Source organism: Embleya australiensis (assembly GCF_051903075.1).
Classification (GTDB): Bacteria; Actinomycetota; Actinomycetes; order Streptomycetales; family Streptomycetaceae; genus Embleya.
In genome coordinates, this window is record NZ_CP182423.1 from 1,869,956 (window position 1) to 1,892,696 (window position 22,741).

Consider the following 22,741-nt stretch of genomic DNA (forward strand, 5'->3'; position numbering starts at 1 on the left):
GGTGCCGGGGCGGATCCCCGAACCGCGACCGGCGATGGCGTCAGACCGGCGACTCGGCGCGCTTCGGCAGGCGATCGGCGGCGCGGGCCCAGTCGCCCGCGTCGGGGCGGGGTTCGTGGCGGCGCAGCGGCTGAGTGGTCCGGACCAGTGCGCGCAGATCCGCGAGCGAGCCCGGCACGGTCCCGGCGGCCCGGGCCTGGACGAGCAGGTTGCCGAGCGCCGCGGCCTCGGTGGGGCCGGCCACCACCGGCAGGGCGCACGCGTCGGCGGTGGCCTGGCACAGCAGCGTGTTCAGCGCGCCGCCGCCGACCACGTGCACCACGTCGACGGCGCGCCCGGACAGGCGTTGCGCGTCCCGCACCGCCCGGCGGTAGGCGAGCGCGAGGCTGTCCAGGATGCAGCGCACCGTCTCCCCCGGCGTCCGCGGGACCGGCTCGCCCGCCCTGCGGCAGGCCGCCGCGATGCGCTCGGGCATGTCGCCGGGCGGCAGGAAGACGGGATCGCCCGCGTCGACGAGGAAGCGCAGCGGCGCCACCCGCGCCGCGTCGTCGAGCAGCCGGTCCAAGGATTGCGGCCGGCCGAGGCGGTCCCAGTGCCGCATACATTCCTGGAGCAGCCACAGGCCCATCACGTTGCGCAGATAGCGCACCGTGCCGTCGACGCCCAGTTCGTTGGTGAAGTTCGCCCGGCGGCTCTCCTCGCCGCGCACCGGCGCGTCGAGTTCGACGCCGACCAGGGACCAGGTCCCGCTGGAGATGTAGGCGAAGCGCTCGTCGCGGGCGGGGACGGCGACCACGGCCGAGGCGGTGTCGTGCGAGCCGACGGCGGTGACCCGGACCCCGGTGGGCAGTCCGGTCTCCGCCGACACGTCGTCGGTGAGCGTGCCGGCCGCCGCGCCGGGTGCGCGCAGTGGGGCGAACAGGTCGGGATCGAGGTCGAGTTCGGCCATGATCCCGGTGGACCAGCGCCGGGTGTCCGGGTCGAGGAGTCCGGTGGTGGAGGCGTTGGTCAGTTCGGTACCGGCCTCGCCGGTCAGCCAGTAGGAGATCAGGTCCGGGATCAGCAGCGCCCGCCGGGCCGGGCCGAACTGCGGGGTGTCGGCGGCCGCGACGAGTTGGTGGATGGTGGTGAAGCTCGCGTGTTGGATTCCGGTCACGGCGTACAGCCGCTCGGCGCAAACGCGGGCGTGCACTCGTTCGGGGATGCCCGTGGTGCGCTCGTCGCGGTAGTGCACCGGGTTGCCGAGCAGTGTGCCGCTCGCGTCGAGCAGTCCGAAGTCGACGGCCCATGCGTCGATTCCGATGCTCGTCGGGGTGCCCGCGGTACGGCCGGCGGCGCGCAGGCCGTCCAGGACGCCGCCGTACAGGGCCAGGACGTCCCAGTACAGCGTGCCGCCGACGCGCACCGGACGGTTGACGAAGCGGTGGGCCTCGGTGACGCTCAACACCTCGGGGCCCACGCGCCCGGCCAGCACCCGGCCGCTGGAGGCGCCGAGATCGACGGCGGCGAAGACGTCCCGGGAACGCCCCTTCCGGTTGCGTGTGTTCATCGCAGGAACGCCGCGGCGACACCCGCGTCGACGGGGATGTGCAGGCCCGTGGTGTGCGACAGGTCGCCGGCGGTCAGCGCGAACACCGCGTTGGCCACGTGCTCCGGCAAGACCTCCCGCTTGAGCAGGGTGCGCTGCGCGTAGTACTCGCCCAACTTCTCCTCTTCGACCCCGTACACCGCGGCCCGTTGCGCGCCCCACCCGGCCGCGAAGATGCCGGATCCGCGCACCACGCCGTCGGGGTTGACGCCGTTGACCCGGATCCCGTGCGGGCCCAGTTCGGCCGCCAACAGCCGTACCTGGTGCGCCTGATCGGCCTTGGTGGCGCCGTAGGCGATGTTGTTCGGGCCGGCGAAGACGCCGTTCTTGGACACGATGTAGACGATGTCGCCGCCCAGGCCCTGCTCGATCATGGTCCGGGCCGCCTCGCGCGCGACCAGGAACGAGCCGCGCGCCATCACGTCGTGCTGCACGTCCCAGTCCTGTGCGGTGGTCTCCAACAGCGGCTTGGAAATGGACAGTCCGGCGTTGTTGACCACCAGATCCACGCCGCCGAACGCCAGCGCGGCGGCGGCGAACGCGGTCGCGACGCCCGCCTCGGAGGTCACGTCCACGGTCACCGGCACGGCGTGGTCCGCGCCGCCGAGCGAGGCGGCCACCGCCGTCGCGCTCGCCGCGTCCCGGTCCGCGACGACCACGCACGCGCCCTCCGCGACCAGGCGTTCGGCGATGGCCCGGCCGATGCCCGAACCGGCGCCGGTGACCAGGGCCACCCGGGCGGCCAGCGGGCGCGGCCGGGGCAGGCGGGCCAACTTGGCCTCCTCCAGGGCCCAGTACTCGATCCGGAACTTCTCCCGTTCGTCGATCGGCGCGTAGGTGGAGACGGTCTCGGCGCCGCGCATCACGTTGATCGCGTTGAGGTAGAACTCGCCCGCCACGCGGGCGGTGCGCTTGTCCGCGCCGAACGAGAACATGCCCACCCCGGGCACCAGGACGATCGCCGGGTCGGCGCCGCGCATGGCCGGCGAGTCGGGTTCGGCGTGGCGCGCGTAGTAGGCGGCGTAGTCGGCCCGGTAGTCGGCGTGCAGTTCGCGCAGTCGGGCCGCGACCTCGTCGAGCGGCGCGTCGGCCGGCAGGTCGAGCACCAGCGGGCGGACCTTGGTACGCAGGAAGTGGTCGGGACAGGACGTGCCGAGCGCGGCGAGGCGGGGGTGCTCGGCGCGGGACAGGAATTCCAACACCGGCGCGGTGTCGGTGAAATGCCCGACCCGGGCGCCGTCGGTCGAGGCCAGGCCGCGCAGCAGCGGGGCCAACGCGGCGGCCCTGGCCCGGCGTTCGAGTCCGGGAAGCGGCTCGGCGAGCGGCTCGCCGAACGGATGGCGGGCCGGGTCGAATCGGGCCGCGATGAACTCCTCGGCGGTGCGGATGATGTGCAGCGAATTACGCTCGCACTCGGCGCTGGTCCCGCCCCACGCGGTGATCCCGTGCCCGCCGAGGACGCACCCGATCGCCTGCGGGTTCGCCGCCCGGATCGCCGCGATGTCCAGGCCGAGCCGAAAGCCGGGTCGACGCCACGGCACCCAGGGCACGGTGTCGCCGAAGCACTCGGCGGTCAGCTTCTCGCCGTCGGCGGAGGTGGCGAGCGCGATGCCCGAGTCGGGGTGCAGGTGGTCCACGTGCGCGGCGTCGAGCAGACCGTGCATCGCGGTGTCGATGGACGGCGCGGCGCCGCCCCGACCGTGCCCGCAGAAGTCGAACGCGGCGACCATCTCGTCCTCACGGTCGTCCCCCGGGTACATCGCCCTCAACGCGCGCAGCCGGTCCAGGCGCAACACCGCGAGGCCGTCCTCGGTGAGGGTGCCCAGGTCGCCGCCGGAGCCCTTGACCCAGAGCAGGTCCACCGGGGTGCCGGTGACCGGGTCGGTGCCGACGCCCTTGGCGGAGGTGTTGCCCCCGGCGTAGTTGGTGTTGCGCGGATCCGCGCCGAGCGTGTGCGAGCGACGGAGCAGGTGCTCGACCTCGGGTGGGGTGCCGGACATCGGCGGGTCTCCTCGTACATGGACGGGGTCGGGACGGGGATGGAGCGGAATGGGTCGGCGGGGCCCGACGGGATCAGGCGCCCCAGCCGGCCTGTGTACCGCCGACGCGCTCGGCGCGGATGCGCTCCGCGTAGCCGGAGGCGTGGTAGGCGGCCACCGGGTCGGGCGCGAGGCCCTGCTCCTCGCGCAACTCCCGGAGCAGCGGCCGGACATCGGTCGCGTAGGCGTCCATCAGCACGGCGTTGGCGGCGAGTACGTCGCCCGCCCGCTGGGCGGCGGCCAACTCCTCGGCGTCCACGAGGAGCGCCTTGGCGGTGGCCTCCTGGACGTTGGCGACCGAGCGGATCTGGGCGGGGATCTTCGGCTCGATGTTGTGGCACTGGTCGAGCATGAAGTTCACCCCCGCCGCCGGGTCGAGGCCGCCGCCGCGCACCACCTCGTGCATGATCCGGAAGAGTTGGAACGGGTCGGCGGCGCCCACCATGAGGTCGTCGTCGGCGTAGAAGCGCGAGTTGAAGTCGAACGCGCCGAGCCGGCCCCGACTCAGCAGGAACGCGACGATGAACTCGATGTTGGTGCCCGGCGCGTGGTGCCCGGTGTCCACGCAGACCACGGCCCGGGGCCCGAGTTCGAGGCAGTGCGCGTAGGCGGTGCCCCAGTCGGGGACGTCGGTCATGTAGAAGGCGGGTTCGAAGAGCTTGTATTCCAGCAGGATGCGCTGGTCGGCGCCGAGACGCGCGTACACCTCGGCCAACGCCTCGGCCAGGTACCCCTGTCGGGTGGCGATGTCGCCCTGGCCCGGGTAGTTGGTGCCGTCGGCGAACCAGAGCTTCAGGTCGCGGGAGCCGGTGGCGTCCAGCACGTCCACACAGGTGAGCAGGTGGTGCACGGCCTTGCGGCGCACCCGGGCGTCGGGGTTGGTCACGCTGCCCAGGCGGTAGGCGTCGTCCTGGAAGACGTTGGCGTTGATCGCGCCGATCCGCACCCCGTGGTCGTGTGCGTGCGCGGCCAGGTGCGCGTAGTCGTCGACCCGGTCCCAGGGGATGTGCAGGGACACGAGCGGCGCCACGCCGGTGAGGGCGTGCACCCGGGCCGCGTCCGCGATCTTCTCGTACGGATCGCGCGGGACGCCCTCCTGGGCGAACACCTTGAAGCGTGTACCGGAATTGCCGTAGGCCCACGAGGGCGTCTCGATCCGCTGGGCGCGCAGGGCGGCCCGCACCGCCTCGATGTCCTGCATGGGGGCTCCTGACACCAAGAATGAAACGTTTCAATCGCTGGCAGCGAACGTACGTCTCCCACCGAGAGCGCGTCAAGACCGGGAACGCCGGGGGGCGTCGCGGACCACGCCCAGGACGGAGGTGGTCGGGACGTAGCCGAAGTGTCGGGAGTCCTGGGACCGGGGGGCGTCCCCACGCACCACCAGGGATCCCGGGGGCACCATCGCCCCCGTCGCCGCCCGCACCGCCGCCCGCACCTCGTGCGGCACCGGGTCGCCGGGCACCGCGATCACCCGCTTGACCAACCAGCGCAACCCGTCGGTGTCGCCGCGGCGCACGGGGTTGCGGAAGACGATCGCGTCGCCGCGCCGCACGGTGGCCGCGCGACGCACGACGAGCCGCTCGCCGTCCACGAAGGTGGGCGCCATGCTCATCCCGGTCACCCGGATCAGCGCGATCCGGGACCGCACCGACCACACGCCCAGGAGGGCACCCGCCCCCAACCCGGCGGCCACCGACACGCCACGTCCGACCCGGTTCACTGCGCATCCTCCGCGATCCTCGTCGAGTCGTCCCGCCGGTCCACGTATCCGGCCGCCTGAAGGCCGAACAACCTGGCGTAGTGCCCGTCGGCCAGCGCCATCAGCCGGTCGTGCGGCCCGAGTTCGGTGATCCGCCCGTCCGCGAGCACGGCGATGGTGTCCGCGTCGCGCAGTGCGCCGAGGCGGTGCGACACCAGCAGGCCGGTCCGCCCGGCCCGGTGTCGGCGCAGGGTGCGGTGCACGTCGTGTTCCGCCTCCGGGTCCAGGCCCGAGCTCGGCTCGTCCAGGATCAGCAGATCCGCGTCCACGCGCATCAACGAGCGAGCCAGCGCGACGCGTTGCCACTGGCCGCCGGACAGGGTGACGCCGGTGCGCTCGTCGTCCTCGTCCAGGTGCACCCGGCTGAGCTGGGTCCGGTAGCCGTCCGGCAGTGCGGACAGGTCGGCGTCGATCCCCGCCAGGACCGCGCCGGCCCGAATCCGATTCACATCGGCGCGGTGGGCCAGGTCGCCGATGCCGATGTTCTCCGCCGCCGAGAGGTCGTAGGTCATGTAGTCCTGGAAGGTCACCCCGATCCGGCGGCGCAGCGCGGCCACGTCCATCATGCGGATGTCCACGCCGTCCCAGCGGATCGTGCCGCGTTGCGGGTCGTAGAACCGGCAGAGCAGTTTGATCAGCGTGCTCTTGCCGGTGCCGTTGCGGCCGACCAGGCCCATCGCCGTGCCGGCCGGGATCACCAGATCGACCCCGCGCAGCACCCACGGCCCGTGCTCGTCGTAGCGAAACCACACGTTGTCGAACTCCAGTCGCCCGCGCAGCGCCGGCACCGGGTCGGTGCCGCCGGTCAGGTCGTCGGGGGTGTCCATCAGATCCAGGAAGTGGCCGAACAGACGCACCGCCTGGGCGGCCACGCCGGCCTGGACGACCACACCCGTGAAGGCGCCCTGTACGCCCGCCGCGGCGGCGGTGAACAACACCACGTCGCCGACCGTGAACCGGCCGTCCGCGGCGCCGGCCACCACCACGACCATGCCGAGCCCGGACACGGCCGCGTTCAACGCGGCGAAGCCGGCCTGAACCAGCATCGCCCTTCGTGCCACCGCGAGTTCGGCGTCGGTGGCCTCCGCGAGCGCGCTTACCAGGCGAGCGTGCAGGAAGTCGCCGAGCCCGAACAGGCGGATCTCCTTGGCCGCGCGCGGATCGGTGAGCAACGATCGGTAGAACAGTCGGCGGCGCTGCCTGCCGGAGGTCCGCTCCAGTACGGCCACCTGTCGGCGGGCCATCGACAACCGGGCGAGCAGCGCGGCGACGCCGACCAGGAACAGCAGCCCCACCATCGGCGGCCACACCGCGAGCAGCACGCCGGTGAACCCGCTCAGCGCGGCGGCCGAACGCACCACCTCCTGGCTGAACATGGTGATGTTGTGCGGCGCGTCCTCGGACGCCTGCTGGGCCAGCCGCAGCCGATCGTGGAAGGCGGGGTCCTCGAAGCGGCGCAGCCCGCGGAACTCATTGACCTTGGCGAACAGTTCACGCTCTACGGTGATTACCAGGCGGCGCCGGACCACCTCGTCGAGGTGGTTCGTCACCTGCATCAGCACCGCGAGCAACGCGGCGAGACCCGCGATCGCGAGGCTCAGCGCCACGGCCCGCCCGGAGTCGACCCGCTCGCCTCGACCCAGTTCGTCGAAGAGCAGTTTGGTCAGCCATGCCGTCATGGCGGGCAGTACGCCGATCAGCACGGTGCCCGCCAACAACGCCACGGCGCCCACGGGCGCGGCCCGGAACTGGAGCGCGAGCGCCACCTTCACCGCGCGCGGACGCAACCGGGACCCCGGAGGCGTGCTCCCCTCCGGGGTCCCGTCGGAGTGCGGGATCAACAGGAGTAGCCCTGCCGATAGGTGCACACGCCGTTGCAGTTGTAGCGCCACTGGTAGCCCAGGTAGCAGTAGCACAGCTGGTTGACGTACTCGACGCACGCTCCCGCGCGCTCTTCCCGCATGACCAGGCTCAGGAGCCGGTCGCCCATCCTGTCGACGGCTCGCTTCATGTCATACCTCCGGAGATTTGGTGAGGGGTGGGGATGGAGAGCCGATCACTGCCAACAGGAGAGACCGCTGTTGACGCACTGGCCGGTGCAGCTGAGCACGTAGCGGTAGTTGTTCCGACAGGCGCACCACTGCCCGTGCTCCGGGATGCACGCCCCGGCCTTTTGCTCTCGAAGGACGAATCCCAACAGTTTGTCGCCCATGGTGCCGATCACACGGTTCATCGTGGACCTTCCCTTACCGGGTCGATTCGGCGGAAGCGGTTCGTGCTTCCGCCGACCGCGACGCTAAACCCGTTCGGCGCACGCCGGCAAGAGAAGTCGAGAAATCGAAATCGATGCGTGGGTCGATATTCCACGGCGAAACCGAAGTGGCCTGTTGCAATCGGCGCGGTCGGGGTTACATTTCTTCGGCCCCGCGCGTCGGCCGGGTTCGTACTCTCCGTACCGGCGGGCATCCTTCGCCATGTCGGGAGAATCCGCATGCCCATCCTGATTTCCGCCGTCGTTCTGCTCGCGGCACTGACCGTGCTGAACCTGCTGCTCACCTTCGGAATCGTGCGCAAGCTCCGTGCCGGGGGCGCGGCGGGCGCGGGCGCGGACCTCGACCCGGCGGACCTGCTGCTGCCGGTGGGCTCGACCGCGCCCGAGTTCGCCGCGGTCACCGTCGCCGGCAAGACCGTGTCCCGGGAGCGGCTCGGCGCCGCCCTGTTCGGTTTCTTTTCACCGAATTGCCCGGCGTGCAAGGAGCGGATGCCGGCATTCCTGGAGGTCGCGCGCCGGGCGGGCGAGCACGGTCGGCGGGTGCTCGCCGTGGTGCACGGCGACGAGGCGGAGACCCGTGAGCAGGTGGCCGCGCTGGCAGGCGTGGCCGAGGTCGTGGTCGAGCCGGTCGGCGGTCCCCTCGGCCTGGGATTCGCGGTCGCCGGATATCCGGTGTTCGGCCTGATCGACGAGACCGGCACGATCACCGCGAGCGGCTTCGACCCGACGTCCCTTTCCGCCGCGCCGGTGCGGGTCTGAACCGACGTATTCCGGCGAGTGCAGGCGGATTTCGGACGAGTCGATCATCGAATCGACGGTTGTTTTGGCATGATGGTCTCCGTCGGCGAATTCCAGAAATCGAACGTCCGAAACAGAGAACCGAACCCCGGGCATTCGAACGCCGCAGTATTATCGGAAGCAAATATCTACCGGTGTCGCATCCATCGGGTGGCGATAGGTCGGTTTCGCCGCCTCGCAAGGAGCATCTGTTGCCCCATTCATTCCTTTCCCGCGGTCGACGTACGGCCGGCGGCTCGGCCGCCGCACTGGCCCTTGTCCTGGCCGTGGCGGCCTCGGGCTGCGGCGACGGTTCCGACTCGGCGGCGACGACGCCGTCCGGTTCCACCGGCGGTGCTTCGACGACCGCCTACTTCGCCGAGACACCGCTGCCCGTCCCCACCCCGGCGGGGCCGTCCGGCAGCGCGACGACCGCGCCGGGTGCGCCGAGTGCCGGCGGCAAGCCGGCGACGGGTGCCCCGGCCACCGGTGCGCCCACCGCCCCGCCCGCCGCCCCGTCCGCCAAGGGGGTCGTGCTGCCCGCCCCCGACGCGGGGTTCGACTACCAGATCGGCGGACCGTACCGGCCCCGCCCCGACGTGCGCGTGGTGGTGCGCGATCGGGGCGCGCAGCCCGAGCCGGGGTTGTACAACATCTGCTACGTCAACGCCTTCCAGGCCCAGCCCGACGCGCTGCCCTGGTGGGAGAAGGAACACCCCGACCTGCTGCTGCGCAAGGACGGGAAGGTGGTGATGGACGAGGAGTGGGGCGAGGCCGTGCTCGACGTCTCCACCGAGGCCAAGCGCGCCGCGTTGGCCGACGTGGTCGGCGGGTGGATCGACGACTGCGCGCGTCGCGGATTCCAGGCGATCGAGCCCGACAACCTCGATTCGTACAGCCGCTCGGCCGGACGGCTCACCGCCGAGCACGACGTGGCGTTCGCCCGGCTGCTCACCCGGCGCGCACACGCGGCCGGACTGGCCATCGGCCAGAAGAACGCCGCCGAGATGGCCGCTCGTCGCACCGACATCGGCTTCGACTTCGCGGTCGCGGAGGAGTGCGGTCGCTTTCACGAATGCGGGTCGTACACCGCGGCGTTCGGTGGCCGGGTCTACGTGGTCGAGTACACGAGGGCCGACTTCGACACCGCGTGCCGGGGTTGGGGTGCCACGTTGTCGATCGTACTGCGCGACAAGGGGGTGACGGCGCCCGGCGGGGGCGGGTACCTGTACCAGAGTTGCTGATCCCGCGTTCGGGCGGTCCGTGGGGGCAGAATGGGCTTCGACCTCGTCCGTGCCGTCCGGCCCGCCGGGCCGCCCGACCCCAACGGAGAACCCATGACCGTCTCGTCCGCGTCCGGCCCCGCCCAGGCGTCCGGTGTCTTTTCGATCGGCGGCGACCTGCCGGTGCGTCGGCTCGGATTCGGAGCCATGCAGCTCACCGGAGCCGGTGTCTGGGGCGAGCCGAAGGACCGCCCGGAGGCGATCCGGGTGTTGCGACGCGCCGTCGAACTGGGGGTGAACCTCATCGACACCGCCGACTCCTACGGCCCGTTCGTCAGCGAACAACTGATCCGCGAGGCCCTGCACCCGTACGCCGACGACGTGGTGATCGCCACCAAGGGCGGCTTCGCCCGCACCGGCCCGGGCGAGTGGCACGAGCTGGGCCGCCCCGAATACCTGCGCCAGCAGACCGAACTGAGCCTGCGTCACCTGGGCCTGGAGCGGATCGACCTGTACCAGCTGCACCGGATCGACCCGCAGGTCCCGCTCGCGGACCAGATCGGCGAACTGGCCCGGCTGCGCGAGGAGGGCAAGATCCGGCACATCGGCCTGTCCGAGGTCACCGTCGAGCAACTGCGCGAGGCACGCGAGATCGTCGAGATCGTCTCCGTGCAGAACCTGTACAACCTGGTCAACCGCAAGGCCGAGGCCGTGCTCGACTACGCCACGACGGAGGGGATCGCCTTCATCCCGTGGTACCCCATCGCCACCGGGCAACTCGCGCGCCCGGACGGGCCGTTGGACACCCTCGCCAAGGAACGGGGGGTGGCCCCGGCGCAACTGGCGCTGGCCTGGCTGCTGCGTCGTTCGCCGGTGATGCTCCCGATCCCGGGCACATCCAGCGTGGCGCACCTGGAGGAGAACACCGAGGCGGCCCGGATCCGGCTCACCGACGACGACTTCGAGACGCTGTCCGCCATCGGCCTGTGACGCACGACGCCCGCCCCATCCCCGAATCGGGGCGGGGGCGGGGCGGGCGGTTCGCGGCGTGACGCCGTTCGGTGGGGGCATCCCGACCGAGGACGGCGGCCGGGATGCCCGTTCATGGGGTTACTGCTGGACGATGGTCAGGTAGGAGGCCGCCCAGGTGCTCGGCTCGCCGCCCTGGAAGGCCAGCTTTTGGGTGCCCCCGTTCAGCGTGCCGAACACCGAGGTCGGAATCCGCCACAGGTACTGGTCGTTGGTGCTGGAGATCAGCGGTGACTGCGGCAGGGACACCGACTGCCACATCCCGGTCCAATCCATGCCATCCTTGGTGGCTTTGTACAGGAAACCGTTCTCAAGCATGAAATCGGCCCCGACGCCCGGCCACACCGGGCCCGTGACGTAGCCGGTCTTCGGGTTGTTGTCCGCGTCGATGAAGACCCGGTGCGTGCCGAACGGCAGTTGGTAGGTCGCCTTGTACTCGGCCTGAGCGGCGGTCAGGGTCGCCGAGACGTCCACGATCGGGCCGCCCACCGGCGGCGGCGGAGTCAGCGAGACCTGCGCGGTGTGCGCCGAGACCCGACCGGTGCCGTCCCGGGCGACCACGTCGAACGTGTGGGTCGTACCGGGCGTCATGTCACCGAGCCGCGCCGAGATCTGGCTCGCCGGCACCGTCGCCATCCGGGCGTTGTCCTGGTAGACGTCGTACGCCACGACGGCGGCCGAACCCGGCGTCGACGCGGTCCAGGACAGCTGCACCGAGGTGGGACCGGCGGTGGCGCCGGTGAAGGACCCCGGCACCCCCGGCGGGTTGGCGCCGGGCGCCGAGGTGGTGACGCTGCGCGCCGGGCTCGCGGCCGACAACACCCCCGCGTCGTTGCGGGCGCGAACGGTGAACGCGTAGGTCGTCGACGGGTTCAGGTCCGTCGCGGTGAACTGCGAGGTGCCGGTGGTGCGGTGCGGTACCGAACCGATCCGGACGCCGTCGCGGTAGACGTCGTAGCCGGCCACCGTACTCGGGCCCGAGTTCGGCCAGCTCAGCTGTACCGACGTGGCCGAGGTGGTGACGGCCGCGGGTTGCGCCGGCGTCGCCGGAGCGGCGGTCGGGGCGACCTTGGCCGCGGCCAGTTCCGTCGACCAGTAGGACGGGCCGGGGAGGCTGTCCCACGGGTTGGGGTCGAGCTGGTCCGGGGTGACGTAGACCGTGCCGGCGTTCTTCTGCTTGCTCTGCGCCACCGCCGACGGCAGCTGCGCCTCGGTGGTCTCGTAGATCAGGTGCCAGAACTTGGCCGGGTCGGCGTCGAGTTCCCACTGCGGCGGATTGAACGCCTGGTAGTCCGTGTAGCTGCCCTCGAAGGTGACCTGGATATCGGCCGCGTCCTCGTAGCACTGCGGGATGTCGATGCCGGGATTGTCCACCACCAGCGCGCCCGGGTGGTTGCGCTTGGTGTACGCGGTCAACGCTCGATACTCATCGGCGTACGCGTTCGTCCCGTTCGGCCCGCAGCTGTTCTGGCCCTGGTCGAAGAAGATGCCGTCGATCTCGGGGCCGTAGAGCCGGTACCACTTGTCCACGTCGTGCTGGATCTGGATCCGCCACGCCGCGATGCTCGTGTCGCCGAGCCGGGTGGTCTTCGGGGCGCCGATGGTGTTGGTGCCGAAGTAGCCGGTGTCCACGTAGGCGATCACCTTGCCGCCCGCCTGACGCACCTGCCGGATCGCGGTCTTGAACGTCTCGTTGGGCGCGTTCTCCTCGAAGTTCGGCCCGTTGGCGATGTTGACGACGGTCAGCCCCGGGGTGCCCGTACCACTGGCGAGGGTGGCCCAGGCCGTCCCGCCGGACGGGACGCCCGGGTGGAAGTAGGCGGGTACACCGACCTGTTGGTTGATACCCGGGCCGGGGTCGGCCTGGGCGGCCGGCGCGGTCGCGATCAGCGAGGCGCCGAGCAGTGCGGCGGCGGCGGTTCCCGCCGCGGCAGTGCGCGCTCTCCACGAGCGGGCACGAGAATCCGTGCGCATGCGTACTCCTTCTGGAATGGCCTTCCGGATGGGACGGTGGCTCACTTCTTCAGTAGGGCGTTGACATCGCTGTTCGCCTGACCGAGCGCGGACTTGGCGTCGGCCTGGCCGAGCCAGACCCGGTCGACGGCACTCTGCACGATGTCCAGGATCCGGTCGCCCTGGTCGGTGACCGGAAGTACGAAGGTCTGCCCGGGGGTTGCCACCGGCTGGGTGAAGATCCGCATGTCGCGGCCCGCGGCCAGTTGCGCGGCCTCGGCCTTGGCCGAGGACGTGGTGATCGCCGGGAAGACCACGGCCTCGCCGGCGACGATGTCCTGGCACTCGGTGGAGGCCAGGAACTTCACCCACTGCCACGCCTGTTCCTTGTGCTTGCCATTGGCGTACACGGCGTCGGACAGGCCGTTGATCGGCGTCTTGCGCCCGGTGGGACCGGTCGGCATGCCGGCGAAGGCGACCTTGCCGCCGGCCATGTAGGTCTTGGCCATCCACGAACCGGCGATGGTCATCGCGGCCTTGCCGGACTGGAGCAGCCCGTCGGCGCCGACCGTCGACTGCTTGTCGTACGCCGGCATGTACCCCTTCTTGATCAGCCCCGCGAACCAGTCGAGGGTCTGCGTGAGCTTGGGGTCGGTGTAGTTGTACTTGGTGCCGAACGGGTTCTTGTCCACGTACTGGAAGCCGTTGGAGACCGCGAACGGGCCCCAGGAGTCCTGGCCGACGGCGCCGCCCTCGTAGGCGATGGCCAGACCGTAGGTCTTGACCTTGTTCTTGTCGAAGCCCGGCTCCAGGCCGGTGCGGCCGTTCTCGTCGACGGTCATCGCGGCCACCGCGCGGCCGAAGTCGCCGCCGTCGACCGGGTTCCAGTTCCAGGCGTCGAGTGCCTGCGGGGTGAGTTGGGCGCGCTGCGCCATCTCCTTGTTGTACGCGACGCCCATGGTGCCCCAGTCCTTGGGCAGGCCGTAGCGCTTTCCGTCACGTGTCCACACGTCGGCCAGGTTGGCCTGGTACTGCTGCAGATCCACGGTGTCGCGCTGGATGTAGGACGTCAGGTCCTGGATCTGGTTGTTCTTCTGGAACTGCGGGAAGTACAGGACGGAGTTGGTGAACACGTCCGGCGCGGTCCCGGAGACGACCTGCGTGGTCAGGTTCTGCCAGTACTGCGCCCACGCGGTCTGGGTGACCTCGACGGTGATCTTCGGGTTCTTGGCGTGGAAGGCTTCCGCGCATTTCTTGTACTGCGGGAGCTGGTTGTCGTCCCACAACGAATACTTCAGCTTCACCGAGCCCCCACCGCCGTCCCCCGAGGAGCCACCGGAGCCGCACCCGGCGGCGACGAGCACCACACTGGCGACCACGGCGGACGTGCGGACGGCGGGCGATCTCAGCGAACGGCGGATCACGGAACGGGACATGGGCATCTCCTCGGAGGGAAACTCGGGGGGTTCACTTGAGGCCGGTGAAGTTGAGGCCGTTGACGATCCGTCGACCGAAGACCACCAGCAGGATCAGCATCGGGATGACCGAGAGCGTGGAGGCGGCCATCAGGCCGGTCCAGTCGGGACGGGCGTTGGGCGACTGCTGGAGGAACACGCCGATGCCGGTGGTCAGTACCCGGTTGTCGGGTTCGTTGCCGACCAACAGCGGCCACAGGTAGTCCTTCCACGCCCATACCGCGGTGGTCAGCGCGATGGTCAGGATCGGGCCCTTGCTCATCGGCAGCACCACCCGCCAGAAGATCCGCCAGTGGCCGGCGCCGTCGAGCATCGCCGCCTCCTCGATCTCACGCGGGATCGACATGAAGAACTGGCGCAGGAAGAACACCGTGAACGGGGTCATCAGCAGTGTCGGTGCGACCATGCCGGCGAAGCTGTTCAGCATGCCCAGGTCCTTGACCGTCACGAAGTTGGGCAGCAGCGTGAAGATCGGCGGCACCATCAGCGCGCCCACGACCACGGCGAAGGCGAACTCACGTCCCCGGAAGCGCAGTCGGGCGAGCGCGTAGCCGGCCATCGCGCAGGAGAGGGTCTGCCCGACCACGATCGCCGTGGTGTAGATGATCGAGTTGCGGGTGTACAGCAGGAAGTCCAGGTCGGCGCCGGAGCCGCCGGCCGCGCGGCTCTCCTCGTCCGACGCGAGACCGAGCACCCGCTTGAAGTTGGCGAAGGTGAAGTGCTCGGGCCACAGCGAGGTGCTGTCGGAGTAGAGGTGGTTGCCGTCGGTCAGCGCGGTGCGCAACATCCAATAGAAGGGGAAGAGGGTGATCAGCAGCGAGACGCCGAGCACCAGCCAGGCCAGGGCGCGTCCGAGGCCGAACTTCCGCCGCGGCGGGCGGGGTTCGCCCTCGCCGGCGGCCGGATTCGAGGATGCGGCCCGGGCGCTCGGTCGAGCCTGGGTGGATGTGGACATGGTCAACCCCTCAGGCCAGGTCGGACGTGGAGGCGCGCAGCAGGCGCATCTGGAGGTAGGTCAGCCCGCCGAGCACGACCACCAGGCACAGCGCCATCGCGGCGGCGTAGCCCATGCGGAAGTGGGTGAACGCCTCCTGGTAGATGTAGTAGTAGGCGACGCGGGTGGCGTCGACCGGGCCGCCCTTGGTGGTCACCGCGATCGTGTCGAAGATCTGGAACGAGCCGATCACCGAGACCACCATCACCAGGGCCAGGATCGGCCGGAGCAGCGGCAGGGTGATCTTGAAGAACATCCGGATCTCGCCCGCGCCGTCCAGGGACGCGGATTCGTACAGCTCGCCCGGGATCTGCAACATCCCGGCGTACAGGAGCAGCGCCACGTATCCGGTGCCCGCCCAGATGTTGACCGCGGACACGCTCAGCAGGGCCTCGTCCGGCGAGGCGAAGAAGCCGTGCGTGTCGCTCCCGGTCTTGCCCATCAGGTGATTCACGAAGCCGAGGTTGGCGTCGAGCATCCACAGCCAGATCAGCCCGATGGTCACGTTCGGCACCAGCCAGGGCACCAGGAGCAGGGCGCGGACCACGACGGATCCGGTGAGCCGGACCATGATCGCGGCGAGCAGCAGGGCCACGCCGACCTGTACGCCGAGGGTGATGAAGACGAAGTAGGCGGTGACCTTGAGGGCGTTCCAGAACAGCGGGTCCTTGGCCACCTCGACGTAGTTGTCGGCGCCGACGTACGTCGGGTCGGAGAGCAGGTTCCAGTCGGTGAGCGAGATCCAGATGCCGCGACCGGTGGGGTAGAGGTAGAAGACGGCGAAGCCGATGAACGCGGGGAGCAGGAAGAGGCCGGCGGCCCGATTCTCCTTCGACCGCGCGCGGCCGGCGGTTTGGGGGCGGGCGGGGCGGGCGGGTCTGCCCTTGCGCCGGCCGAGGGTCATGCTCATGAGGCCAGCCTGGGGACGAGTCGCAGTGCGTTGTCGGCGTAGACCTTGGCCAGCACGTCCTGGGGCAGGTCGAGCCCGCTGATCGCCCAGCGGCCCATCAGCGGCGGGTCCTGGTCGGAGTGCGGGAAACCCTCGTCGGCGGTCTCCAGGAAGCGGAAGTGCCGCTGGTAGGAGGCCCGGTCGGGCGGGATCTCGTCGGTGCCGAACAGCACCCGGTCGGGGTGGCGCAGGATCAACTCGGTGGTGGCCCTGGGCTGGCGGCCGAGTTCGGCGATCCGAGCCGCGATGTCGACGTGGAAGTTGGCGTAGGTGTCCAGCATCCGGCCCACCCATTGCAGGTTTTCCGGGTAGCAGCCCATGTGCACGCCGACGAAGGTGGTGCCGGGGTGCCGGGCGACCGTGTTCTCCAGCGCCTGGACCAGTCGTTCGAAGGTGGGGAAACGGTCGTCGGCGAACGACCAGTCCGGGCGGGCCAGGAGCAGTTCGAGGCGTTCGTTGTGCTCGTCGATGGGGTCGAAGAAGGCGACCGGGTCCGCGGTGTGGATCCAGATCGGCAGGCCGACCTCGCCGGCGGTGGCCCACAGGGTGTCCAGGCGCGGATCGTCGACCATGACCAAGGTGTCGGTGTGGTCCCGCAGTTGCAGACCGAGGTCCTTCCAGACCTTGAGTCCGACCGCGCCGGTCTCGGCGGCGCGGCGGATCCCGGCGGCGATCCGCTTCTCGAATCCGGGGGTCGCCAACTCGCGCCAGTCGACGTGGCAGAAGGTGGCGAACCGGCCGGGGTGGGCGTGGTCGTAGCGGGCCAGGTTCTCGTCGAGTTCGGTGCCCCAACGACCGTCGAGGTTGACCATGCCGCGGATGCCCAACTCGTCCATCATCGCGAGCAGTGCGCCGACGTCGGACACCACCCAGCCGCCGTCCTCGCTGAGCCAGCGGCCGAGGTGGATGTGCGCGTCGACGACCGGGAGCGAGGCCCGCTCGATCTCGTGCGCCCCGACGACGAGCCGCGAGCGCGGCGTGTACCGTGCCAGCGGCAGATCCTTCAGGTGCGCCGGCACGACGGTTTCGTGGGGGAAGTGCGGGATCATCTACTCGCTCCCTGTCTGGGTCGGGCGGATCAGTTGCGGATGCCGTCGGGCAGCGAGGCACCGTGCGCGACGATCAACTCGTCGACCAGATCCTGGATCTGTTGCAGCGTCAGGGTCGCGGACGCGTTCGGGTCGAGCATCGCGGCGTGGTAGACGTGGTCGCGGCGGCCCTCCAGGGCGGCGTGCAGGGTCAGGTCGCCGACGTTGAGGTAATTCCGGTTGAGCGCGGCCAGTTGCGGCGGCAGCGCGCCGATTTTGGTGGGCTGTACGCCCGCCTTGTCGACCAGGCACGGGACTTCGACGAACGCGTCGGACGGCAGGTTGCCGATCAGTCCGTCGTTGACCACGTTGCCGTGCAGTACGCGCGGGGTGCCGGTCTCGATGGAGTGGATGATCAGCGAGGCGAGTTCGTTGCCGGGCGCGATCTCCACGCCGTTGCCCGCGCGCAGCCCGGCGACCAGCGCCTCGTAGGTGTCGAGGTTGTCCTGGAGCCAGTCCAGGTAGGTGCCGATCGGCAGGCGGAACCGGTCCACCTGGTCCTGGTGCGGCAGGAACCAGGGCAGGTACTCCGAGCCGTGCTCGCTGGACTCGGTGGGGAAGTAGCCGAAGCGGCGGTAGACCTCGACCCGTACCCGGCGCCGCATCTCCGGGTCGGCCTCGATCACCTCGTCCAGGCGCCGGTAGAGGTTCTCGCCGCGGTGTTCGAAGCGCAGGACGAACGCCTGGTGGTTGACGCCGGCCGTGCGGAAGGAGATCTCCTCCTTCGGGATGCCGACCAGGCGCGCCAGCGTGGCCTCGGTGTCGCGGACCGAGTGGCACACGCCGACGACCTTCTTCAGGCCGGCGCCCTCGTAGACCGCGCGCGGGATCATCGACATCGGGTTGGTGTAGTTGATCAGGATCGCGTCGGGGCACAGTTCGGCCATGTCCCTGCCGATGCCGACCATGACCGGGATGGTGCGCAGCGCGCGGAAGATGCCGCCGATGCCGAGGGTGTCGCCGATGGTCTGGCGCAGCCCGTAGCGGGCGGGGATCTCGAAGTCGATGTGCGCGGCCTTGACGCCGCCGACCGCGATCTCGTTGATCACGTAGTCGGCGCCGGTCAGGGCGCGGCGGCGGACGAGGTGGGCCTCCACCTTGGCGCCGACGCCCAGCGTGTCGATCATCCAACGGGTCATCTGCTCGGCGGTGTCGAGCCGTTCGACGTCGATGTCGTGCAGGACGACGGTCATCTCGTCCGCGAGTTCGGGGTAGGTCAGGAGGTCGGAGAGCAGGTTCTTGGCGAACGTGATGCTGCCGGCTCCGATGAGCACGATCCTTGCCATGGTGCGGTCACCTCGCTGTGCGGCTTCGGGGTGGGGCCCGGGTGGTGGGGTGGGCGGGCGCGCGGGTGGTCGGGCGCGCGGGTCGGCCGGTCAGGGGCGCAGGATCGCCTTGACCGGGTGGCTGCCGCCGCGCATGAGGTCGGTGAAGATCTCCGCGCCCGACTCCAGGGGGTAACTCGCGGTCCAGCCCAGGCCCCAGCCGCCGACGAGGTCGACGGCGCGCTCGAACTCCGCGTTGGTGTAGGCGAACGAGCCGAGCACGCGCTTTTCGGTACGGACCAGCACGGTCGCGTCGAAGCCGGCCTCGGCGCCGGCCAGGCCGAGCCAGATGGCCACGCCGCCCGGACGCAGCAGGCGCACCGACTGCTCGTGGGTTTCCCTGCTGCCGACCGCGTCGAAGACCACGTCGAACTCGCCGGTGAGTTCGCCGGCCACGGTGGTGGCACCCAACTTGGCGGCGATCCGGCGGCGTTCGGGCGAGCGGTCGGCGACGGCGATGCTCGCGGTCTCCTCGCCGACGGCGGCCAGGACGCAGACCAGGCCGATCGCGCCGGCGCCGATCACGCCGACCCGGGCACCGGGCGCGACGTCGGCGAGCCGCCAGGCGTGTACCGCGTTGGCGGCGGGCTCGATCACGGCGGCGGCCTCCCACGACATGTCGTCGGGGAGCTTGTGCAGCGCGGAGCGCGGTACCGCGACGCGCTCGGCGAAGCCGCCGGGCACGTGTACGCCGATGATCCGACGGTCGCGGCAGACCTGGCGCAGGCCGCCCCGGCACAGGTCGCATGTGCCGCAGGACAGGATCGGGTTGACGGTGACCGAGGTTCCGTCGTCGGTCACGCCCGCGAACTCGTGCCCCATCACCAGGGGCGGGACGCGGAAGCCGGGGGTGCGTACGCCGTGCAGTTCGCTGCCGCAGATGCCGGCGCTGCGTACGTGGATCAGTACCTCGTCCTCGGCCGGTTCGGGTTCGGCCACGTCGTCCATCTCGACGGTGGCGGGTCCGGTGAACACGAGCGCCCTCATCGCCGTGCCCCCTGGGTCGCCGCGTCGCCGGTGTACTGGTTGGCCTTCACGTGCACTCTCCATCTCGCCCTGGGGCGGGTGTGGGTCGATCGTGGGGTCGCGGCCGCGGGTCGCGGGGTGGTGGACGCGGTCGCGGCGGTGGTGGGCTGCGGGTCGCGGGGTGGTGGGCCGGTCGCGGTAGTGGTCGGCCGCGAAGGGAGGTCAGCCTCGGTAGGGGTGCGCGGCCAGGCCGCGGATCCCGGGGCGGAACGCGAACAACCGGCCGCCCAGCGGTTCCCGGTCGTCGGTCGCGGCCGTGGTCACGTAGAGCACGTCCAGGTCGGGACCGCCGAACACGCAGTTCGTCACCCGCCGTACCGGCACGGGCACGGTGCGGTCGAGCCGGCCGTCGGGGGTGTAGCGGCGCAGCGCCCCGCCCTCCCACAGCGCGACCCACACGCCGCCGTCGGCATCGACGGTCAGGCCGTCGGGCAGGCCCGCCTCCGCCGGGATCTCGGCGAAGGGTCGGCGGTCGGAGACGGTGCCGTCGGCCGGGTCGTAGGCGCAGACGTCGATCCGACCGGTGCCGGTGTCCACGTAGTAGACAAGTCGCTCGTCCGGGCTCCAGGCGATCCCGTTGGAGTTGGTCACGTCGGCGAACACCCGCACGAGTCGCGGTAGTTCGCTCGGATGGGCGCTGTCGGGCGGGTCGAGTCGGTAGAGCGCGCCGGCACCGGGGGTGTCGTCCTCCGCCTTGGTGCCGGCGAAGAAGCGGCCGGCCCGGTCGCAGGCCCCGTCGTTCATCCGGTTGCCGGGTCGGTCGGCCTCCACGGGGGCGATGATCCGGACCGTGCCGTCCGGCTCCAGGACGGCGAACCCCTCACGCACGGCGAGGCCGAAGCCGCCGACCTCGCGCGGGACGATCGCGGTCACCGGTCGGCCGATGTCGTACCAGCCGTATAGGTCGGTGTCGGGGATCAGGTAGTGGACCCGGCCCGCCGGGATGTCCACCCACAGGAGCCGGCCGCTGCGCGCGTCCCAGCACGGGCTCTCGCCGAGTGTGGCCGCCGGCGGCGACAGCGGGACCGGCCCCGCCCCCGCGCCGGGGACGGAACCGCCGAGGGTCACGGACGTCCCGGTCGGGCCTCGGCTCCGACGACCGGGTTGACCAGTACGCCGATGCCCTCGATCTCGGTCTCCAGCACGTCGCCCGGTGCCAGCCGGCGCGGCGGGTCCATGAACGCACCGCAGCCCCAGGGGGTGCCGGTGAGCACGAGATCGCCGGGTTCGAGGGTGAAGGCCCGAGAGCAGTACGACAACAACTCGGCGATGCCGAACAGCATTTCGGCGGTCGAGGAGTCCTGCACGAGTTGCCCGTTGACCCGCGTGCGCAGCGCGAGCGCCTGCGGGTCGGCCACCTCGTCGGGAGTGACCAGGACCGGACCCAGCGGGCAGAACGTATCCAGGCTCTTCCCGCGCACCCACTGCCCGTCGCCGAACTGGAGGTCGCGGGCGGAGACGTCGTTGGCGACGGTGTAACCGGCGATCGCGGCCATCGCCTCGTCCTTGTCCGCGTTGCGCAGCGGCCGGCCGAGCACCACGCCGAGTTCGACCTCCCAGTCCACGTCCTTGGTCAGCTCGGCGTCGACGACGATGGCATCGCGGCTGCCGATCACGCTGGACGGGAACTTGGCGAACACCAGCGGGCTGCTCGGCGGCTCCACACCGGCCTCGCGGATGTGGTCCAGGTAGTTCAGTCCGATCGCAACGATCTTCCCCGGCCGCAACGGCGCCAGGTACCGAGTCGCCCGAACCGGCTCGACGGCGGCATCGGCCACCGCCCGCACCACCTCGGGCCCAGCCGCGACCAGCGCCCCGAGCGTCCCGCCCCCGGGCCCGTCGAGCCGGTACAACCCCCCGTCCCGCTCGACCACGGCCACCGCCCGGCCCTCACAGTCAACTGTCGCCAACCTCATGCCGCTCCCCGTAGTTCGGGATTCCGTCTAGCGGAACGCAATTCCAAGTAGCGAAGCGAGTAAAACAACGCCCCACCAAACCTGTCAAGAGCCCCCAGTCCCCCCATCCCCAAACCCAATCCCCCCACCAAACAGGAAAGTTGCCCCCCGCCCAGGCCCACCCGGGACCGGCGCATCCCACGCCCCGGCGCTCGAGGACACACCGCACCCGCACATCCGCCGCTACATCCGGAACCCCGGCAACTCCAGCCCGTCCGGCGTTTGAGGACGCCATGCGTCCGCGCATACGCAGGCGCACTCGGGACCCCGGACCCGGCCAATCCCAGCCCGTCCGGCGTTTGAGGACGCGTCGCGGCGCCCGCGCGTCGGCGCAGGCGCGCCCGGGGCCGGGGACCGGGCCGGGGCTGATCGCGGCCCGGCCGGGGGGTGGGGGCGGGCCGGGGCTACCTCGGGGTGCAGGCTAGGTTGCGGCGCCTGCCCATTCGGCGACGCGTGAGCGAAGTGCCTCGGCCAGTTCCGCCATTCGCGCCGATGTCATCCGCGACTTCAGGCCGGTCACGCTGATCGCGGCCGCCGGCGCCGACCGCCCCAGGAACAGTGGCACCGCCACACACCGCAGCCCCAGCTCGTTCTCCTCCAGGTCCGTGGCCCAGCCACGACGCCGCACCTCGTCCAGCTCGGCGGCCAGCTTCGGCACCGAGGTGAGCGTGTGGCGGGTCGCCGGCCGCAGCGGCAGCCGAGGCGTCGCCCAGGCCCGCAGCGCCTCGTCGGTGGGATACGTCCAGGCCAGCAGGGCCTTGCCGACTCCCGTGCTGTGCGCGGGATTTCGCCCGCCGATCACGGACGAGAGCTTGATCGCGCCGGACGCCTCGACCTTGTCCAGATAGACCACCTCGCCCGCGTCCAGGATCGCCACGTGCACGGTCTCGTCGGTCACCCGGCGCAGGTCGGCGAGCAGCGGATGCACCATCGAGCGCAGGTCGATGTCGTCGTGGAAGCGGAACGCGGTGGCGAGCAGCTGGCTCCCGATGAAGTAGGGGCCGTTCACCTCGGGCTGGGCGGCGAATCCGCGGTGCTTGAGCGCCCCGAGCAGCCGGTGGAGGGTGCTCTTCGGGATGTCCAGATCACTCGCAAGCTCCTCCAAGGCGATGCCTCGGGGCATTTCGCCCATACGCATCAGGATCCGCAGTGCTCGATCCACGCTGATCACGGGCGAATCGCTGTTGCCGGTCAAGGGCCCCCCTAGGGAACGAAGCATAAATGGGATGGCATTCCGTCTGATGGAATGATAGACCGTACCGCGCATCGCTGATAACGTCCCGGCT

General features: G+C 70.8%; 20 protein-coding genes. 3 read left to right on the forward strand and 17 right to left on the reverse strand.

The window, feature by feature from the left end; all coding sequences use genetic code 11:
- Nucleotides 1-40 precede the first annotated feature (40 nt).
- From ACMXN5_RS38435 to ACMXN5_RS38465, 7 genes are all read right to left on the reverse strand, one after another.
- A complete protein-coding gene (locus tag ACMXN5_RS38435) occupies nt 41-1,549 on the reverse strand; it encodes a rhamnulokinase (RefSeq protein WP_439679528.1) in 1,509 nt (502 codons plus the stop codon).
- The gene (locus tag ACMXN5_RS38440) at nt 1,546-3,588 is read right to left on the reverse strand and encodes a bifunctional aldolase/short-chain dehydrogenase (protein WP_439679529.1); all 2,043 of its coding nucleotides are present in this window, start codon (nt 3,586-3,588) and stop codon (nt 1,546-1,548) included. Before ACMXN5_RS38440 ends, ACMXN5_RS38435 begins: the two co-directional genes overlap by 4 nt.
- A 73-nt stretch (nt 3,589-3,661) precedes the next feature.
- Nucleotides 3,662-4,828 carry an L-rhamnose isomerase gene (rhaI, locus tag ACMXN5_RS38445; protein WP_439679530.1) on the reverse strand — a complete coding sequence of 389 codons (1,167 nt, stop codon included), beginning with the start codon at nt 4,826-4,828 and terminating at the stop codon, nt 3,662-3,664.
- A gap of 72 nt (nt 4,829-4,900) precedes the next feature.
- Nucleotides 4,901-5,350, reverse strand: a complete 450-nt coding sequence (locus tag ACMXN5_RS38450) for a S26 family signal peptidase (RefSeq protein WP_439679531.1) — start codon at nt 5,348-5,350, stop codon at nt 4,901-4,903.
- Nucleotides 5,347-7,230, reverse strand: coding sequence for an ABC transporter ATP-binding protein (locus tag ACMXN5_RS38455; RefSeq protein WP_439679532.1), 1,884 nt, complete (start codon nt 7,228-7,230; stop codon nt 5,347-5,349). Before ACMXN5_RS38455 ends, ACMXN5_RS38450 begins: the two co-directional genes overlap by 4 nt.
- Nucleotides 7,227-7,400, reverse strand: coding sequence for a hypothetical protein (locus ACMXN5_RS38460; RefSeq protein ID WP_439679533.1), 174 nt, complete (start codon nt 7,398-7,400; stop codon nt 7,227-7,229). The genes ACMXN5_RS38455 and ACMXN5_RS38460 overlap by 4 nt, the downstream gene beginning before the upstream one ends.
- A gap of 45 nt (nt 7,401-7,445) precedes the next feature.
- Nucleotides 7,446-7,622: a hypothetical protein gene (locus tag ACMXN5_RS38465; RefSeq protein ID WP_439679534.1), complete on the reverse strand. Its 177-nt coding sequence runs from the start codon at nt 7,620-7,622 to the stop codon at nt 7,446-7,448.
- Nucleotides 7,623-7,880: 258 nt separating this feature from the next.
- Here ACMXN5_RS38465 and ACMXN5_RS38470 point away from each other — a divergent pair, with 258 nt between their 5' ends.
- The 3 genes from ACMXN5_RS38470 to ACMXN5_RS38480 all read left to right on the forward strand — a co-directional run bounded on the left by ACMXN5_RS38470 (nt 7,881) and on the right by ACMXN5_RS38480 (nt 10,651).
- On the forward strand, nt 7,881-8,420 hold the full coding sequence (locus tag ACMXN5_RS38470; RefSeq protein WP_439679535.1) for a TlpA family protein disulfide reductase: 540 nt from the start codon (nt 7,881-7,883) through the stop codon (nt 8,418-8,420).
- A gap of 407 nt (nt 8,421-8,827) precedes the next feature.
- Nucleotides 8,828-9,682: an endo alpha-1,4 polygalactosaminidase gene (locus ACMXN5_RS38475; protein ID WP_439681369.1), complete on the forward strand. Its 855-nt coding sequence runs from the start codon at nt 8,828-8,830 to the stop codon at nt 9,680-9,682.
- Nucleotides 9,683-9,775: 93 nt separating this feature from the next.
- Entirely contained in the window at nt 9,776-10,651 is an 876-nt protein-coding gene (locus ACMXN5_RS38480) for an aldo/keto reductase (RefSeq protein WP_439679536.1), read from the forward strand.
- 120 nt (nt 10,652-10,771) lie between these two features.
- On the opposite strand, the gene ACMXN5_RS38485 is transcribed toward ACMXN5_RS38480, so the two are convergent.
- The 10 genes from ACMXN5_RS38485 to ACMXN5_RS38530 all read right to left on the reverse strand — a co-directional run bounded on the left by ACMXN5_RS38485 (nt 10,772) and on the right by ACMXN5_RS38530 (nt 22,650).
- A complete protein-coding gene (locus tag ACMXN5_RS38485; protein WP_439679537.1) occupies nt 10,772-12,664 on the reverse strand; it encodes a spherulation-specific family 4 protein in 1,893 nt (630 codons plus the stop codon).
- Nucleotides 12,665-12,705: 41 nt separating this feature from the next.
- Complete coding sequence (locus tag ACMXN5_RS38490; RefSeq protein WP_439679538.1) at nt 12,706-14,079, reverse strand: ABC transporter substrate-binding protein; 1,374 nt, start codon at nt 14,077-14,079, stop codon at nt 12,706-12,708.
- A gap of 31 nt (nt 14,080-14,110) precedes the next feature.
- Complete coding sequence (locus ACMXN5_RS38495; RefSeq protein ID WP_439679539.1) at nt 14,111-15,073, reverse strand: carbohydrate ABC transporter permease; 963 nt, start codon at nt 15,071-15,073, stop codon at nt 14,111-14,113.
- A 10-nt stretch (nt 15,074-15,083) separates the two neighbouring features.
- Nucleotides 15,084-16,022: a carbohydrate ABC transporter permease gene (locus ACMXN5_RS38500; protein WP_439679540.1), complete on the reverse strand. Its 939-nt coding sequence runs from the start codon at nt 16,020-16,022 to the stop codon at nt 15,084-15,086.
- Entirely contained in the window at nt 16,019-17,110 is a 1,092-nt protein-coding gene (locus tag ACMXN5_RS38505) for an amidohydrolase family protein (RefSeq protein WP_439679541.1), read from the reverse strand. The genes ACMXN5_RS38500 and ACMXN5_RS38505 overlap by 4 nt, the downstream gene beginning before the upstream one ends.
- 29 nt (nt 17,111-17,139) lie before the next feature.
- Nucleotides 17,140-18,435: an alpha-galactosidase gene (gene melA, locus ACMXN5_RS38510; protein ID WP_439679542.1), complete on the reverse strand. Its 1,296-nt coding sequence runs from the start codon at nt 18,433-18,435 to the stop codon at nt 17,140-17,142.
- 90 nt (nt 18,436-18,525) lie between these two features.
- Nucleotides 18,526-19,461: a zinc-dependent alcohol dehydrogenase gene (locus ACMXN5_RS38515; RefSeq protein WP_439679543.1), complete on the reverse strand. Its 936-nt coding sequence runs from the start codon at nt 19,459-19,461 to the stop codon at nt 18,526-18,528.
- 201 nt (nt 19,462-19,662) lie between these two features.
- Complete coding sequence (locus tag ACMXN5_RS38520; RefSeq protein ID WP_439679544.1) at nt 19,663-20,568, reverse strand: SMP-30/gluconolactonase/LRE family protein; 906 nt, start codon at nt 20,566-20,568, stop codon at nt 19,663-19,665.
- On the reverse strand, nt 20,565-21,416 hold the full coding sequence (locus ACMXN5_RS38525) for a fumarylacetoacetate hydrolase family protein (protein ID WP_439679545.1): 852 nt from the start codon (nt 21,414-21,416) through the stop codon (nt 20,565-20,567). The genes ACMXN5_RS38520 and ACMXN5_RS38525 overlap by 4 nt, the downstream gene beginning before the upstream one ends.
- A gap of 460 nt (nt 21,417-21,876) precedes the next feature.
- Nucleotides 21,877-22,650 (reverse strand): IclR family transcriptional regulator, encoded by a 774-nt coding sequence (locus tag ACMXN5_RS38530; RefSeq protein WP_439679546.1) that lies wholly within the window; start codon nt 22,648-22,650, stop codon nt 21,877-21,879.
- Nucleotides 22,651-22,741: the final 91 nt, after the last annotated feature.